Source organism: Pseudomonas sp. F01002 (assembly GCF_004402115.1).
GTDB lineage: Bacteria > Pseudomonadota > Gammaproteobacteria > Pseudomonadales > Pseudomonadaceae > Aquipseudomonas > Aquipseudomonas frigoris.
The window spans coordinates 556,451-572,306 of sequence record NZ_SOPU01000018.1; the positions used below are offsets into that span (position 1 = coordinate 556,451).

At 59.5% G+C, this 15,856-nt stretch carries 11 protein-coding genes; 8 read left to right on the forward strand and 3 right to left on the reverse strand.

The features are described from left to right. From E3W21_RS16470 to E3W21_RS16480, 3 genes are all read right to left on the reverse strand, one after another. Window positions 1-964 (reverse strand): 5-(carboxyamino)imidazole ribonucleotide synthase (locus tag E3W21_RS16470; RefSeq protein ID WP_134421250.1); only part of this gene is annotated, 964 nt, incomplete at its 3' end. Window positions 965-975: 11 nt separating this feature from the next. Next, window positions 976-1,467 (reverse strand): 5-(carboxyamino)imidazole ribonucleotide mutase, encoded by a 492-nt coding sequence (gene purE, locus E3W21_RS16475; RefSeq protein WP_008150032.1) that lies wholly within the window; start codon window positions 1,465-1,467, stop codon window positions 976-978. A 329-nt stretch (window positions 1,468-1,796) separates the two neighbouring features. Further along, window positions 1,797-2,705 carry a LysR substrate-binding domain-containing protein gene (locus E3W21_RS16480; protein ID WP_129439884.1) on the reverse strand — a complete coding sequence of 303 codons (909 nt, stop codon included), beginning with the start codon at window positions 2,703-2,705 and terminating at the stop codon, window positions 1,797-1,799. 180 nt (window positions 2,706-2,885) lie between these two features. Here E3W21_RS16480 and aspA point away from each other — a divergent pair, with 180 nt between their 5' ends. The 8 genes from aspA to E3W21_RS16520 all read left to right on the forward strand — a co-directional run bounded on the left by aspA (window position 2,886) and on the right by E3W21_RS16520 (window position 15,847). Then, entirely contained in the window at window positions 2,886-4,310 is a 1,425-nt protein-coding gene (gene aspA, locus E3W21_RS16485) for an aspartate ammonia-lyase (protein WP_134420994.1), read from the forward strand. Window positions 4,311-4,813: 503 nt separating this feature from the next. After that, on the forward strand, window positions 4,814-6,265 hold the full coding sequence (locus tag E3W21_RS16490) for a sodium:alanine symporter family protein (protein WP_134420996.1): 1,452 nt from the start codon (window positions 4,814-4,816) through the stop codon (window positions 6,263-6,265). 141 nt (window positions 6,266-6,406) lie between these two features. Next, window positions 6,407-7,411 (forward strand): asparaginase, encoded by a 1,005-nt coding sequence (locus tag E3W21_RS16495; protein ID WP_134420998.1) that lies wholly within the window; start codon window positions 6,407-6,409, stop codon window positions 7,409-7,411. 163 nt (window positions 7,412-7,574) lie between these two features. Next, a complete protein-coding gene (locus E3W21_RS16500; RefSeq protein ID WP_129439879.1) occupies window positions 7,575-8,567 on the forward strand; it encodes an AraC family transcriptional regulator in 993 nt (330 codons plus the stop codon). 52 nt (window positions 8,568-8,619) lie between these two features. Beyond that, entirely contained in the window at window positions 8,620-8,841 is a 222-nt protein-coding gene (locus E3W21_RS16505) for a hypothetical protein (RefSeq protein ID WP_134421000.1), read from the forward strand. After that, window positions 8,835-9,866: a histone deacetylase family protein gene (locus tag E3W21_RS16510; RefSeq protein ID WP_129439877.1), complete on the forward strand. Its 1,032-nt coding sequence runs from the start codon at window positions 8,835-8,837 to the stop codon at window positions 9,864-9,866. The genes E3W21_RS16505 and E3W21_RS16510 overlap by 7 nt, the downstream gene beginning before the upstream one ends. A gap of 12 nt (window positions 9,867-9,878) precedes the next feature. After that, window positions 9,879-10,994 (forward strand): polyamine ABC transporter substrate-binding protein, encoded by a 1,116-nt coding sequence (locus tag E3W21_RS16515; protein WP_134421002.1) that lies wholly within the window; start codon window positions 9,879-9,881, stop codon window positions 10,992-10,994. 158 nt (window positions 10,995-11,152) lie between these two features. Continuing rightward, entirely contained in the window at window positions 11,153-15,847 is a 4,695-nt protein-coding gene (locus E3W21_RS16520; protein ID WP_134421004.1) for a dermonecrotic toxin domain-containing protein, read from the forward strand. Window positions 15,848-15,856: the final 9 nt, after the last annotated feature.

Below are 15,856 nucleotides of genomic sequence, written 5' to 3' on the forward strand. Positions count from 1 at the left end.
GCAGATGGCAATCGGCAATGGCCATGACTTTCTCGGTCTCGGGCACTTTACCGATGAAGTTGAGCATCGCGCTCTCGCCGACCTTGGCCGTCGAACCCAACGGCAGACCGGCAACGGCCCGCAGGTGGTTTTCGAACTGGCTGCACTCGGCACCTTCAGTGGTCCAGTGACCTGAGTTGTGCACCCGTGGGGCGATTTCGTTGGCCTTGAGGCCACCGTCGACTTCAAAGAACTCGAACGCCATCACGCCAACGTAGTTCAGCTGCTTGAGTACACGGCTGGAATAGTCTTCCGCCAAGGCTTGCAGCGGGTGATCGGTGCTGGCCACGGACAGTTTGAGGATGCCGCTGTCGTGGGTGTTGTGAACCAGCGGATAGAACCTGGTTTCGCCATCGCGAGCGCGCACAGCGATCAACGAGACTTCACCGGTAAACGGGACGAAGCCTTCCAACAGGCAGGCCACGCTGCCCAGCTCGGCGAACGTGCCGGCCACGTCTTCAGGCTTGCGCAGAACCTTCTGGCCCTTGCCGTCGTAACCCAGGGTGCGGGTTTTCAGCACGGCCGGCAGACCGATGGAAGCCACGGCAGCGTCCAGATCGGCTTGCGATTGAATGTCGGCGAACGCCGGGGTAGGAATCCCCAGGTCCTTGAACATGCTCTTCTCGAACCAGCGATCACGGGCGATGCGCAGGGCTTCGGCGCTCGGGTAGACCGGGACGAATTGCGACAGGAAGGCCACGGTTTCGGCCGGGACGCTTTCGAACTCGAAGGTCACCAGATCGACTTCATCGGCCAGCTGACGCAGGTGATCCTGGTCGCCGTAATCGGCCCGCAGGTGCTCGCCCAATGCGGCTGCGCAAGCATCCGGCGCGGGGTCCAGGAAAGCGAAGTTCATGCCCAGCGGGGTGCCCGCCAGCGCCAACATGCGACCCAATTGGCCGCCACCGATTACACCGATCTTCATCGTCAACAACCTCAGGCGATGCGTGGGTCTGGATTTTCCAGGACGCTGTCTGTCTGCTCAGCGCGGAATTTTTTCAGCACCGCGTGGAACTGCGGGTGCTTGGCACCGAGGATACTCGCCGAGAGCAACGCTGCGTTGATCGCGCCGGCCTTGCCGATGGCCAGGGTGGCGACCGGAATGCCCGCGGGCATCTGCACGATGGACAGCAGCGAATCGACGCCCGACAGCATCGACGACTGCACCGGCACGCCCAGCACCGGCAGGTGGGTCTTGGCCGCACACATGCCTGGCAAGTGGGCCGCACCGCCGGCACCGGCGATGATCACCTCGATGCCACGCGCCTCAGCCTCTTCGGCGTACTGGAAGAGCAGGTCCGGGGTGCGGTGGGCAGAGACCACTTTCACCTCGTAAGGAATGCCGAGCTTTTCCAGCATATCGGCGGTGTGGCTAAGGGTGGACCAATCGGACTTGGAGCCCATGATCACGCCAACCAGTGCACTCATCGTCGTGCCTCTTCTCTCTGGGCGCCCGCAGGCGCGTCAAAAAACAACAAGCCACGCAAAATGCGTGGCTTGATTGTACGAATTATGGCCGGACGAACCGGCCGAAGGCCGCGCAGTATACCTCAATGAAGCAGATAAACAGCCCCCGATACGACCATCTGTCATTCGGCGCAAAGTGCCGGTTTTATTGACTTAAGAGTCAGTCAAATACAACACCAATCCCTATGGGAGCGAGCTTGCTCGCGATAGCGTCGGGACAGTCACTATTGATGTTGAATGTTAGTCCGCCATCGCGAGCAAGCTCGCTCCCACAGGGTTAGTCGATGTGCTCAAGTACCTTGCGCGGCGCCGCCCTCGAGCTTGCGCCACAACAACCGCACATTCGCCTTGCGCACCAGCGCGCAGCGGTACAAGCGAATCTCCAGCGGCACATGCCATTGCGGGCCGCCGCAAACCACCAGTTCCCCACGAGCCAGTTCGGCGCGCACGCTGAGCCGTGGAACCCAGGCAATGCCCAGTCCTTCCAGCGCCATGCTTTTAAGACTGTCGGCCATGGCGGTTTCGTAAATGGTGCTGAAGCGTAACGCACGCTGGCGCAGCAGCATGTTCACCGAACGCCCAAGAAACGCACCAGCGCTGTAAGCGAGCAGCGGCACACTGCCTTCGCCTTCCAGATCGAACAGCGGTTTGCCCTCGGCGTCCGCCGCGCAGACCGGGAGCATTTCGGTGTCGCCAAGGTGCAGCGACGGGAAGATTTCCGGGTCCATCTGCATCGCGGCATCCGGGTCATAGAACGCCAACATCAGATCGCAACCGCCTTCGCGCAGTGCATGCACGGCATCACCGACGTTGGTTGCCACCAGGCGCGTCGCAATGTTCAGGCCTTCATTACGCAACTGCGCGATCCAGCGCGGGAAGAAACCCAGCGCCAGGGAGTGAGCGGCGGCGACCTGCATCACCTCGCCCTGCCCGCCTTCCAGGTGATGAAGGTGACGCAACACCTCACCGAGCTGCTCGACCACCGTTCGCGCGGTGACCAGAAACAGCTGCCCCGCCGCCGTCAGTTCGATCGGCGTGCGCGAGCGATTGACCAGGGTCAGCCCCAGCGCGGCTTCAAGGCTGCGGATCCGTCGACTGAACGCCGGCTGAGTCACGAAGCGTCGTTCGGCAGCCTGGGAGAAGCTGCGGGTGGCGGCCAGAGCACTAAAGTCCTCAAGCCATTTACTTTCAAGGTTCATCACGCCCTCCCGGACACGCACCAATTTAGGTCACACGCTCGCCGCAGACACGGCGTCACACGGGCATTATGCCGAATGCGCATAGGCTAGTGTTTATCAGCATTGGCCCAAAATTCTCCACAAGCCTAGCATTTGCAGTGTTCCGGCACAGACCGGGTCCTTATCGAGATGATTTCTATCATGTCCTCCGCTGCATCTTTCCGCACAGAAAAAGACCTGCTTGGCGTACTCGAAGTACCCGCTCAAGCGTATTACGGCATCCAGACCCTGCGAGCGGTGAACAACTTCCGTCTCTCCGGCGTTCCGATTTCGCATTACCCGAAGCTGGTTGTCGGCCTGGCAATGGTCAAACAGGCCGCCGCTGACGCCAACCGCGAGCTGGGTCACCTGAGCGAAGCCAAGCACGCTGCCATCAGCGAAGCCTGCGCACGTTTGATCCGCGGCGATTTCCACGAAGAGTTCGTGGTGGACATGATTCAAGGCGGCGCTGGCACTTCAACCAACATGAATGCCAACGAAGTCATCGCCAACATCGCGCTGGAGGCCATGGGTCACCATAAGGGCGAATACCAATACCTGCACCCGAACAACGACGTGAACATGGCGCAGTCGACCAACGACGCCTACCCGACCGCGATCCGTCTGGGTCTGCTGCTGGGTCACGATGCGCTGTTGGCCAGCCTCGACAGCCTGATCCAGGCGTTCGCTGCCAAGGGTGTTGAGTTCAGCCACGTCCTGAAGATGGGCCGTACCCAGCTGCAAGATGCCGTGCCGATGACCCTCGGCCAGGAATTCCGCGCCTTCTCCACGACCCTGAGCGAAGACCTGGCGCGCCTGAAAACGCTGGCACCCGAGCTGCTGACCGAAGTGAACCTGGGCGGCACCGCGATTGGCACCGGCATCAACGCCGACCCGCGCTACCAACTCCTGGCCGTTCAGCGTCTGGCGCTGATCAGCGGTCAACCGCTGGTTCCAGCCGCCGACCTGATCGAAGCCACCTCCGACATGGGTGCCTTCGTGCTGTTCTCCGGCATGCTCAAGCGCACCGCGGTCAAGCTGTCGAAAATCTGCAACGACCTGCGCCTGCTGTCCAGCGGCCCACGCACCGGCATCAACGAAATCAACCTGCCAGCGCGTCAGCCAGGCAGCTCGATCATGCCCGGCAAGGTCAACCCGGTTATCCCGGAAGCGGTCAACCAGGTGGCGTTCCAGATCATCGGCAACGACCTGGCCCTGACCATTGCGGCCGAAGGCGGCCAGTTGCAATTGAACGTGATGGAGCCGCTGATCGCGTTCAAGATCTTCGACTCGATCCGCCTGCTGCAACGCGCCATGGACATGCTGCGCGAGCACTGCATCGTCGGCATCACCGCCAACGAAGAGCGTTGCCGTGAACTGGTCGAGCACTCGATCGGTCTGGTCACCGCGCTGAACCCGTACATCGGCTATGAAAACGCCACCCGCATCGCCCGTATCGCCCTAGAAAGCGGCCGCGGCGTGCTGGAACTGGTGCGCGAAGAAGGCTTGCTCGACGACGAAATGCTCGCCGATATCCTGCGCCCGGAAAACATGATTGCTCCGCGTCTGGTGCCTCTGAAAGCTTAACCGAACGCAACGCCGGCGCTTGCTCTTTTAACGAAGAGCACGAAGCGCCACGCTCACCAGGTCGAGGGACTAGACACCTCTCACCTTTTGAGGGCTTGGGGATTTATTCCCCAAGCCCTTTTTTTTAACTCTTTTGCGGATAGCGAATATGTCTGACACCGCAAAGATCGCAGCCTTCGGCAGCTCCTACAGGATTTGACGTACACCCTGTAGGAGCTGCCGAAGGCTGCGACCTTTTGATCTTGGCAGCACCTCGTTTCGATGCTTGCACCACATCCGTGAAGACGGACGGCACTCTCCTAGGTATAGTGCCGCCCCTCTTCGCGTGAGCGGTCGTCGGTAACGAGGCCCAAACCCATGCGAAACCCGAACTAATAACAAACCCGCAATATGAAATCGGGACGAACCTTCGCCTTGCCTGTTTTGCCGCGCGCAATCTGGTGTAACGCGATGTTTCGGCCCGCCCAGCATTTGCCTAAACAAAAAACAGCGAGGAATAATCCATGCTCGAAGTCATTAACGACTTCCTCTCCGGGAAAGTACTGATCGTGCTCATTGTCGGGCTCGGTAGCTACTTCACGATCCGCTCGCGTTTCGTTCAACTGCGCCACTTCTTCCATATGTTCGCGGTGTTCCGCGACAGCCTGAAAAGCAGCGCCGGTCAACTCAGCTCGTTCCAGGCCCTGATGCTCAGCCTCGCCGGTCGTGTCGGTGCGGGCAACATCGCCGGTGTCGGTATCGCCGTGACCCTGGGTGGTCCGGGTGCGGTGTTCTGGATGTGGGTGACCGCGCTGGTCGGCATGTCCAGCAGCTTCTTCGAATGCTCCCTCGGCCAGCTCTACAAGCGCTGCGACTCCGACGGCACGTACCGTGGCGGCCCGTCCTATTACATCCAGCACGGCCTGCAGAAACGCTGGCTGGGCATGATCATGGCGTTCCTGCTACTGATCACCTTCGGCTTCGCCTTCAACGGCCTGCAATCCCACGCCGTGACCCACTCGCTGAAAAACGCTTTCGACCTCGACCCCACTTACACGGGCCTGGCCCTGGCGGTGTTGCTGGGTCTGGTGTTCATCGGTGGTATCAAGCGCATCGCCAAGGTCGCTGACCTATTGGTGCCGGTGAAAACCCTGGTGTACATCGGTGTGACCATCTATGTGATCGTGCTGCAATTCGACCACGTTCCGGCGATGCTGATGACCATCGTCAAAAGCGCCTTCGGTCTGGATCAAGCCTTCGGTGGCCTGATCGGCACCGCCATCGTCATGGGCGTGAAGCGTGGCGTGTTCGCCAACGAAGCGGGCCTGGGCAGTGCGCCAAACGTGGCTGCGGTCGCGTCGGTCGAGCACCCGGTGGCACAAGGTGTGGTTCAGGCGTTCAGCGTGTTCCTCGACACCTTCGTGATCTGCACCTGCACCGCGTTGCTGATTCTGCTCTCGGGCTTCTACACCCCGGGCTTCGAAGGCGACGGCATTGCCCTGACCCAGAACTCCCTGGCCGCCGTGGTCGGTGACTGGGGCCGGAGTTTCATTTCCGTGGCCCTGTCGTTGTTCGTGTTCACCTCGATCCTCTACAACTACTACCTGGGCGAGAGCAACCTGCGTTTCCTGATCGGTGAAAACCGCAAGGCGCTGATCGGTTACCGCGCGCTGGTATTGGTGTTGATCTTCTGGGGCGCTATCGAAAACCTCGGCACGGTGTTCGCCTTCGCTGACATCACCATGACCCTGCTGGCGTTTGTGAACCTGATCGCGCTATTCCTGCTGTTCAAAGTCGGCATGCGCATCCTGCGTGACTACGATGACCAGCGCGCGGCCGGTATCAAGACGCCAGTGTTCGATTCGAGCAAGTTCCCGGATCTGGACCTGGACTTGAAAGCCTGGCCCGCCAATCCGCCAGCGGCCGCCACCAAGGCTGAAGCTGAGCCGCAAGGCGTACCCGCAGCGCAACGCTGATCGGTTAAAGTGCGAAATCCCCTGTGGGAGCGGGCTTGCTCGCGAAAGCGGTGTGTCAATCGACATCAGTGTTGAATGACCAACCGCATTCGCGAGCAAGCCCGCTCCCACAATGGAACTCATTGTTCTCGGAGCGTCTCCATGAATTCCTCGACCTACCCTGCCGCCCAGCACGTCATGGTGCTTTACACCGGTGGCACCATCGGTATGCAAGCCAGCGCTCACGGCCTGGCCCCGGCGTCCGGTTTCGAAGCACGGATGCGCGGGTATCTGCACAGCCAGCCTGACCTTGTCGTACCGCAGTGGCGCTTTCGCGAGATGTCGCCGCTGATCGACAGCGCCAACATGACTCCTGATTACTGGCAGCAACTGCGTGAAGCGGTGGTCGACGCCGTCGATGTCCAGGGCTGCGACAGCGTGCTGATCCTGCATGGCACCGATACCCTCGCCTACAGCGCGGCGGCCATGAGTTTTCAATTGCTCGGCCTGCATGCCCGTGTGGTGTTCACCGGCTCCATGCTGCCGGCCGGCGTGACCGACAGTGATGCCTGGGAAAACCTCAGTGGCGCGCTGGTTGCTTTGGGTCACGGCCTTGCGCCGGGCGTTCATCTGTACTTCCACGGCGAACTGCTGGACCCGACCCGTTGCGCGAAGGTGCGCAGTTTCGGTCGCCATCCGTTCAAGCGTCTTGAGCGTCAGGGTGGCGGTGAGAAGGCTTCTTCAATACCGGCATCGCTGACCTACAACCAGCCCAAGCAATTGGCGAAAGTCGCTGTGCTACCACTGTTCCCCGGCATCGGCGCCGAGATACTGGACGGCCTGCTCGACAGCGGCATTCAGGGCCTGGTGCTGGAGTGCTACGGCAGCGGCACCGGACCGAGTGACAACCCGGAGTTTCTCGCCAGCCTGGAACGGGCGCGGGACAAGGGTGTTGTGGTGGTGGCGGTTACGCAGTGCCATGAAGGTGGCGTCGAGCTGGATGTTTACGAGGCCGGCAGTCGTCTGCGTGGTGTCGGCGTGTTGTCCGGTGGTGGCATGACCCGTGAAGCGGCGTTTGGCAAGTTGCATGGATTGCTCGGTGCCGGACTGGACACCGCTGAAGTGCGGCGCCTTGTAGAACTCGACCTCTGCGGCGAACTGAGCTGACACACCCCAAAACCTTGTGGGAGCGGGCTTGCTCGCGAAGGCGGCGGCACATCCAACATCTATGTGACTGCTACACCGCATTCGCGAGCAAGCCCGCTCCCACAGGTTCATCACTCGGCATACAACTTGCTGTCCTCCAGCCATCCCAAGGCTGGAACCCCCCATGCTCCACTCCCACCTCACCACCCTCAACGCTGTCTCCCTGGTGCTCAACACCTTCAAGGCCGAGGGCTTGTCCAGCGAAGCGCTGCTGGCCGGCAGCGGCATCACCACGGCGGATCTGAGCCGGGCGGACACGCGCATCACCACCAATCAGGAGATGCAGGTCTGCGCCAACGCCGTCGCGCTCAAGCGTGACATCGGCCTGGAACTGGGCCGGAGGATGCACGTTTCGTCCTACGGCATGCTCGGGTACGCCTTACTCACCAGCGCCACTTTAGGTGACGCCTTGCGGCTGGCACTGCACTATCCGGCGCTATTGGGAACACTGTTCGAGTTGAGCCTGGAAGAAGATAACGAGCGCATCTGGCTCACCGCTGGCGACTATCGGGAAAACCCTGCGCTGGCGCCATTCAATGTCGAGTTTTGCCTGGTTTCGATGAAGGTCACTTGCGAAGACCTGCTCGGCCAACCGTTGCCGCTGCTTGGCGCCCGCTTCGATTACCCGGCACCGGACTATCAGGCACGCTACACCGAACGTTTCGATTGCCCCTTGCAGTTCGACGCTGCGTCCAACGCCTTTGCCTTCGACAAAGCCTGGCTGGAGCACCCCCTGCCTCTGGCCGACGCCATCACCCATCAGGCCATGGCAGAACGCTGCCGCAAACAGAACACCGAGTTCACGGGTCGCCAAGTGTGGCTGGGACGAATCCGCCAGCTACTCAGTGCGCAGTTGAATGCGGCGCCCGGCCTCGAAGGTTTGGCCGAACAGCTGAACTGCTCGGCGCGCACCTTGCGCCGACATCTCAAGGAGCTGGGGTGCAGCTATCAAGAGTTGCTCGATGAACTGCGGTTCGAGCAGGCCAAACGCATGCTCTGCGAGGACGAACTGCCGATCTATCGGATTGCAGAAGCGCTGGGGTTCAGCGAGACCGCGAGTTTCCGCCATGCCTTTGTGCGCTGGAGCGGCGTGGCGCCGAGTCAGTTCAGACCCTGAGTACGACACCTCACCTGGAGGAGCAAAGCTTGCTCGCGATACGGACAACGCGGTGTATCTGCAAAAACGCGGTGATGCCATCGCGAGCAAGCTTTGCTCCTACGAGGTCTGGCGCCCAACGCTGGGGCACACCCGCGCCAACAAGGGGCGAAATTCGGTCAATTTTTTTGGCCATATCGATCCCCTTTTGGCCTTTCCTGCCGTTCTCTCAAACGCCGCGCCCCGCAAGACTGTGTTCAACCGAATCAGCCTGCGGAGAACAAGAAAATGCTGACGATCTACTCGGACGATCACCACCTGCACCACGGTCGTTGTGAATTGATGGACGGGCAACTGATGCCCTGCTTCGAAATGCCCTCGCGGGCCGACCATGTTCTGCAACGCGTGCAGTGCCGCGATCTCGGCCCTGTGGAGGCGCCCCAGGATTTCGGCCTCGACCCGATCGCGCGCGTCCACAGCCGCGACTACCTCGACTTCTTCAAAGGTGCCTGGACGCGCTGGACCGAATTCGGCACCGACGGCGACTTGCTGCCCTACACCTGGCCAGCCCGCACCCTGCGCCGGATCATGCCCACCAGCCTGCACGGCCAGCTCGGCTATTACAGCTTCGACGGTGGCGCACCGATTACCGCCGGTACCTGGCAAGCGGCATACAGTGCGGCGCAAGTCGCGTTGACCGCGCAAGCCGTCATTCAGCGCGGCGCCCGCAGTGCCTTCGCCTTATGCCGTCCACCGGGACACCACGCCGCCAGCGATTTGATGGGCGGTTATTGCTACCTCAACAACGCCGCCATCGCCGCGCAGGCCTTTCTCGATCAGGGCCATAAAAAGGTGGCGATCCTCGACGTCGACTACCACCACGGCAACGGCACTCAATCGATTTTCTATGAGCGCAGCGACGTGCTGTTCACCTCGATCCATGGTCATCCGGAAGCCGAGTTCCCGTTCTTCCTCGGCTATGAAGATGAGCTGGGTGAAGGGGCCGGCGAAGGTTTCAACTTCAACTACCCTTTGCCGGCCGGCAGCGGTTGGGACAGTTGGAGCGCCGCGCTGGAACAAGCCTGCAAAGAGATCGAAAAGTACGGCGCCGATATCGTCGTCGTATCCCTGGGCGTCGATACGTTCAAGGACGATCCGATTTCCCAATTCAAGCTCGACAGCCCGGATTACCTGGCCATGGGCGCGCGCATCGCCGGCCTCGGCAAGCCGACGCTGTTCGTGATGGAAGGCGGCTACGCGGTAGAAGAAATCGGCATCAATGCCGTGAACGTTCTCGAAGGTTTTGAAAGCGCCCAATGAGGAATTAGAACAATGAAAAGTCTCAAGCGTTTTATCGCGCCAGCACTCTTCCCCACAGTGCTGTGCGCCACAGTACTCAGTGGTGCCGCTCACGCTGAAGAGCGAACGTTGCGCGTCTACAACTGGTTCGACTACATCACCCCCAAAGCCCTGGAAGACTTCAAGGCCCAGAACACCCAGACCAAACTGGTCTACGACATCTTCGACACCAACGAAGCGCTGGAGGCCAAGCTGCTGACCGGCAACTCCGGCTATGACGTGGTCGTGCCGTCCAACGTATTCCTTGCCAAACAGATCGAGGCCGGCGTTTTCCAGCCACTGGACCGCAGCAAACTGCCGAACTGGAACCACCTCGATCCCAAGCTGATGAAGCTGATCGAAGCCAACGATCCGGGTAACAAATTTGCCGTGCCGTACATGTATGGCACCATCCTGATCGGCTTCAACCCAGACAAGATCAAGGCTGCATTGGGTGACAACGCACCGGTGGACAGCTGGGACCTGATCTTCAAGGAAGAGAACATCAGCAAGCTCAAGCAGTGCGGTGTCGCGCTACTCGACTCGCCGTCGGAGATCCTGCCACTGGCCTTGCAACACCTCGGCCTGGACCCCAACAGCAAAAAACCGGCGGACTACGAAAAGGCTGAAGCGCTGTTGATGAAGATCCGTCCGTATGTCACCTACTTCCATTCTTCGAAGTACATGGCCGACATCGCCAACGGTGACATCTGTGTCGCAGTCGGTTACTCCGGCAGCTTCTCCCAGGCAGCGAACCGCGCCAAGGAAGCCAAGAACGGCGTGATCGTCGACATGCGCCTGCCGAAAGAAGGCGCGCCGATCTGGTTCGACATGCTCTCGATCCCCAAAGGCGCGAAGAACCCGGAAGACGCCTACACCTTCATCAACTACTTGTTGCAGCCGCAGGTGATTGCACCGGTCAGCGACTTCGTCGGCTACCCGAACCCGAACAAGGACGCCACCGAAATGGTCGACCCGGCGATCCGCAACAACCCGAATCTGTACCCGACCGAAACAGCGATGAGTACGCTCTACACCCTGCAACCGCTGCCCCGTGATGCCGAACGAGCGCGGACCCGAGCCTGGACCAAGATCAAGTCCGGGACCTGAACAACCCATCGTTTACGCACCATTGAAGACCCGCCCCGTGCGGGTTTTTTTAACCTGACGATATTTAGTTACCGCCCGACCGATCCCGCACCCCGCTACTTTCCGAACCTGACCGGCGCGTTTGCGCGCACGTTCCAGTCCCTCAGAAAGGAATGCACATGCCCTCTACCGAAACGAATGCTGTCGAAGCCGATCCGGCGTCCAGCAACCCAAGCGATTTGCTTACCCAACTGGTCACCGGTCCCTCGATCAGGGAAGTGGCCACCCGTATTCTGCAATACGACCTGAAGCAACTCTACCCACAACTGGGCATTGATCCCGGAATGGCGATAGTCGTTACACCGAGCTGGAAAACCCTCGACGGGAAGGTCCAGCCCGGACCATTGGAATACGAATCTCTGACGGACACGCTGATTCGGCACATGGCCTCAGGCACGTCAGTGACCTACCTCGACGGTGAACACTTCCTGAGCCTGAATCCCGACGCGATCACTCCCCTCCATCTTCCGGTCAAAATCGACGCCATCGGGCGCCTGATCAATCAGCTGTCCCCCCTCCTGTTGGTTGCTTATCAGGAACAACAACTCGAATACTGGGACCAACCCACCCACGGCACGACCCTGCGTTGGCAGGCGTTGTCGCAATCATTGCGTCAAGTCTGGAACGTAAAAAAGGTTGAGGGTTCGGATACTCGCCAGCCGACCATTGCACGCAACGTCTTCAATGAAGAGGTTGAGGGCTGGGATGTGCACCAACTGGCCATTGCACGCCAGGTCTTCGATTATCCCGATGCAACGTTGCGCGCGCCCCACGACACCTACAAGACCCGGGTCTGCCTGATCGACTTCGACCAGTTCGATGGCACAGTGTCCAACCACCTCAATCGTACGGATTTGACGGTCGTGATCGGCACCGTCGGGACCCGCACGATCATTCTGACCCATTCCATCGCCACCAGCTTTCTGGCCTATGAATCGCTGGAGGAACTGGGCGAGGCCCTGCCCAAGTACGTTGAAAAGCTGCCTCCCGGGGTCACGCTTCAATGGCGTCTGTTCGAACCTTCCGGGGATTTCTTCGATCATCAGGCCATCGCCCTGATTGCTCTCCAGGCTGACACGATTGCCAACCTGGCAAATGCAAAAAGGCCCGACAAACCGACCATCGCCTATACCCGTGTCGAAGAAGAGGCGACCGGCACGACTCAGGCCCAAAAGGTGTTGTACCTCGAACAGGTGCAGCGTCTGATACCTCAATGGCTGGAAAACGCTTCGCCATTCGATCTGAGTTGCTACAGCCGGCACCTGTTCGATCTGGCACTGCTACAAATACACAACGGCGGCAAATCCTTCGACGACGATATTGCTCCGATCAAGACATTCGCGCTGGACGCACTTCGAGCCCACATGCTCAAAAGCCATAGTGACGTTGCCCAAATGACGCTTGAGAACGTCGAGATCGTTATTGTCAGTCAAGTGGTGTGGGGAACATTTACGGCCCCCGGCATGAACGAAACCACGCGCCTGGGCCTCGCCGAACTGGCACTCGAAAACCTCATCGCCCTCCCGCTAGGCAACCAGTCGGTTCAGTACAAGGACGGCACAGCGGTTCCGGAATGGATGACACCCGACTACCTGAAGTCAGCGATCAGCGCCGTCGACATTGGCGCGGCCTACCCGGCGTGGGTCAAGGGCAAGCTGCTGGACGACCCACAAGAATCGCTGCGGCGTCAAAACCTTTACGCCAGTAACCTGCGCATCCAGCTTGCGCTGCAAGCGTTGCAAAGCAAAATCCGTGGCGAACACGGCCTCGACGAACGTGGCTATCGCTACGTTGTGGCCGTCATGAATACGCTGAAAGCTGATCGGTGGGTGGACGGACAAGAGATCGTCATTCGCCCGCTGGCGTTCATCCCCAGCCAACGGGATAACAAAACCCCTGACAAAGTCACCAACATGTATGTGATCGGGGCGCGAGACATGGACAAGGGCCCTTGCATTCTCTATCGCCCACTGCTTGAGCAACCGTTGGCGCAGTACCCCACAGCCGCCAACCTGCTGTATGCGATCAAACACTCCAAAGCGCTGCGCGAATCAACCCTGGCGTGGTTGCCGGACAACGTTCGGTTCAACTACTCGCAGTATGTCTTCCCGGGGAAACTGCCTTCGGTCTGGACGGTGTCGCAACTGTTGAGCGACCCCTTGATTTCCTTGCAAATGAGCGGGCCGGTATTGCTCGGACAACACGTGATCGAGCACGACCGACTGGCGACGCTATTCAAGGCCAACGCCAACGCGATGATCATGAAGGGTGAGCGAGACTCGGTGTCCAATGCCGAAAACCGCTGGGCCAGCTTCAAACAACACGCCTGGATGATATTCAGCGCCGCATTGCCGTTTCTCGGGCGCACCGCTGGCACGGCAGCGTGGATCTGGCAGATTCTGGACGACCTGCAAGAAGCCATCGACGCCCGGGAAAACCAGGATGCGAAGGCACAATGGTCCGCCCTGACCGATTTGTTCCTTACCCTCGGCATGGTGCTGGCTCACCACGCGGTCGAGCGACGCCAACCCGCGCGGGACCGTATACCGATAACCAAGACCGAAACCGAAACCGAAACACCCATCGTTATCGACAAGCCTGCACACACGACGACCAGCGTGCAGTTACCAGATGTGACCACCGATTACCTGCCAAACGAACACCAGACCTCGCTTCATCCCACGACCGTACTCAATAACAGCAGCCGGGGGCTGGGACCCACCCTGGACCGGTACAAGGTCCCCAAACCGCAAGGATTGGGGGCAGCCAGTACCGAAGGTTTGCACAAGCACCTCTATGAATATCAGTCCAAATGGTATGCCCCGGTTGGCGAACGATGGTTTGAGGTCTTCGTGAATGATGATGAAATCGTCCAGATCATCAATACCCGCCAAACCCCGTGGGTCACCGGCCCGTTGTTGATCAACAACGCGAAAGGCGAATGGTTTGTCGATGTCCGACTGCGACTGCGTGGCGGCGGAAAGAAAAGCAGGCTCGCGGCACTACAACGAGCGAACGCAACCAAAATCGCCAACAGCAAGACTCACCTGGCCATTTTTGATGCGCAGATGGAGTCCAAAAGAAAAGCCATTACCGATGCCTACAACGCCATGAAAAATGCCCCCGCAGAGGCCATCGACGTCGCCCGACAAACATTTCTCGAAAAGCTGGACGCCCGAAACGACGAATATGACGTCATGATCGAACACACCAAATCGCTCAATCTGGTCGAGGAAGTACCCAATTACCGTGAAGCGATGATCGAAGTACTGGGAACCCAGCTGTTTTTCAATCAGACCTGGATCGATGAAAAATACCCGGAATTCACCGACGCCTTGCGCTTGACAATGGATCATCTCGATACAGAAGAAAGCAGCGGTCCCCGCCCGTCCTCCGGCACATTTGAAACCATGTCAGACCTGACCCAGGGCATTATCCAGAAGGTCGAATTCGCTCAGTCCCGCTTCCAGGAGTTGACGCGTCTGGGCAAAAACGCCGAGCAGTTGACCCTTGAATATCAAAAAAAACTACCAAAATTCGACATTTCGGACCTCAAGTCCCTTCAGGTCACCCTCGCCCGTGAACTATGCCTAAAACCGGGCGAGACGCCCGAACTGTCCGACGCCAAAGCATCCATTGAGCAGATCGTCGAAGACGCCGACCTGGCGGTGAATGGTGCGATGGAGTTGATGCACGATGAACAGATACTGAACATCGGTGAGCGGATCGAAGCCTTGAACAACCTGGTCGACCAGTTCGCCGCTATCGAACAGCGTTTGCAGAGTTTCGCGGGTACGTACCCTGAACAGATTGTCAAAGCGCAGCTTGAGCGGCTGCAGGGTCGCGTTGGTGAATTCAATCAGCAGACCGTCGTGCATCTGGCGGACTTGCTGCGCGAGCAGCGACGCCTGGAGCCCAGGCCGGGGCCTTCACACGCCTCATTGGCATCGAAAAAGAGAGTCATCAAAACGCAATTCAAAGGCACCGTGATCGGCCAAATACGCAAGACCGCGCCCGGTCACCCGGTCCTCGTGGACGTCACCGCGCCAGTGACCGGCAAGGTGATCGCCACCTTCCACGAAAAGACACCCGGCGTCTGGGTCGAGCGGAAGCGGTTGACGAAGAAACCGCAGACGCCCAAAGAGCGCCTGCCTGACCCGGGAGCACGCATAACGGCAGGAAAAGCCCTGCTGGATACTCTGCCCTCCTTTACTCGACGCGCCGAGGCCGACTCAAAACAGTCCAGGCAGATTCCGGTGGAAATAGAAGAAGCGTTCCACCATCAGGCCTCCCGCCTTGAAGCCGCCACCAAGGCGATCAACGCAGCGCTCCTCCAGAGCAATGTCACTCAAAACCATGTGAGCGACGCACGACAGGTGTTGGCACAACTGGCCAAACAAACCACCCGGCTCTACGCCGAAGGCCATCGCCTGCGGCTGGAGATGACCAAACGGCAACCACCCACTGCTGCTCGAATCGAATGGCTGCACAGCAAAGGTGCAATCGACATCGTACGTGTGGGAGACCGACGTCGGCTCAAAGGGCCGCGCCACGATTATCTGCAGGAATACGAAGTGCGTGAGGCCACCACCGCCAGGGTGCTGTGGTACGCCCACTTTCACTACGCCCAACTCAAGGATGGCGTCCACTCCTTTACCGCCGCTCACCTGAAAACCCGCGAGCAACGGCTACTTGGTCGTATCGATCTAGGGTCGAGCACCGGCAACCAGGAAGCGATCGAGATCTATCGCAGCGAGATCAGCCCTCAGTTGGCCCGGTCGCTGTTCTTCTCTAAGGCACCCGCATCCACCTGACTGTCACTA